Source organism: Holdemanella porci, from assembly GCF_009696075.1.
Taxonomy (GTDB): Bacteria; Bacillota_I; Bacilli_A; order Erysipelotrichales; family Erysipelotrichaceae; genus Holdemanella; species Holdemanella porci.
Genome location: NZ_VUMR01000113.1, coordinates 1 through 1,587, shown reverse-complemented (window position 1 = coordinate 1,587; position 1,587 = coordinate 1). Strand labels below are relative to the sequence as shown.

Below are 1,587 nucleotides of genomic sequence, written 5' to 3'. Positions count from 1 at the left end.
ATGCACAAGAATCTACAATATCCAGGACAGTCATGTTCAATATCTCATTCTATTTTTAATGTGATTGGTTCCTTATCAAATCAAATTCGAGATGTTTTACCTGTCCTATAAATATACTAGCATCAATGTTCAAAAAAACTTCAGTTATGATCAACTCCTAGAGGGCTTGGAATTCATGGGCGAAGAATATGAGAAACTGGTTGAAATACTAACCGTTGCGACTGATGACAATTTTATTCTGGATTCCAGCCGTTCTTATTTTGATTGTACAAACTATTACTTTGAAATCGATAAGGAATCTACTCTTCAAAAAAGAGGTCCTTCCAAAGAAAATCGAAGGGACCCTATTGTGGGAATGGCCTTCTTTTAGACGCACAGATGTTACCAGTCGGCATGAAGATATTCCCAGACAATGAATCTGAAAAGCCGGTCATGCGTGATCTAATCCACGATTTGAAATCAAGAAACAATATCGAGGGCGTACCATCCAAATTGCTGATAAAGGCCTTAACTGTGCTAAAAATAGTATTGAAGCTATCGATAATGGAGATGGCTATCTGTTTTCGAAATCTGTAAAAACCCTTCCTGAAAGAGAAAGACAATGGGTTCTTCTTGATGACGGATTCGAAACAGTGTTTGATCAGAACGGAGAACCCGTTTATAAAATCAAGGAATGCATCGATACGTTTACCTATTCATACAAAGATGATTACGGGAATGTCATAACTCGTAATATAATAGAAAAAAGAACAGTTACCTATAACTTCAGTCTCGCGAAGAAGAAACTGAAAGAAATCAATCGAATGATTGAAAAAGCCAAAGCACACCGTGCATGCCAGGCCAAAAAAGAAGAATATGGTGAATCATCAAAATATATGCAGTTTCTAGATGATCAGGGGAAAAATATAAAACCCCAGCTAAATCAAAAAGCTATAGACAAAGACAAAGAACTAGCCGGATATCATATGCTCGTAACATCTGAAATCAATATGTCATCAAAAGACATATACAATGCTTATCATCAGCTTTGGTAAATTGAAGAATCCTTCCGCATCATGAAGTCCGAACTTGATACACGTCCGGTCTATCTACAAAAAGAAAATCGGATCAAAGGGCATTTCTTCACCTGTTACACAGCCGTGTTATTATCACGAATCCTTCAATTCAAGATTCTGGAAAATAAATACTCAGCAAGTACAATATACGATTTCATGAGAAAATTCCGAGTTGTAAGAATCAACTCCACAAGATTCATAAATCTATTAACCAGCAAAGAATTCGTAACAGATCTATCCAAAAAATTAAATCAACCAATAACAAATTATTATCTGCAACGACTACTGTACATGAAGATATGTTAGGAAAAGACCGTATGTTGACGATTGAATTATAATTTAAAAATTGTTGAGCAACACTTTTGAAATATTGAAATGAATATGCGATACTATATGCATTAGAGAAAATAGTATATTTCAAGAGGAGGATTATTTATGAAATATAGATGCTTAATTTGTGGACACATTTATGACGAGGAAAAAGAAGGCGTAAAATTCGCGGATCTTCCTGCAGATTGGAAATGTCCAACTT

Annotated in this window: 1 protein-coding gene and 1 pseudogene; both read left to right on the top strand. The window is 35.1% G+C overall.

Features of this window, described 5'->3' with window-relative positions:
• Window positions 1–127: 127 nt before the first annotated feature.
• A pseudogene (locus tag FYJ55_RS11590) lies at window positions 128–1,361 on the top strand (IS1634 family transposase); the annotation flags it as partial.
• A gap of 129 nt (window positions 1,362–1,490) precedes the next feature.
• Window positions 1,491–1,587, top strand: a 97-nt coding sequence (locus tag FYJ55_RS10570; RefSeq protein WP_195836699.1) for a rubredoxin, incomplete at its 3' end; no start/stop codon positions are given.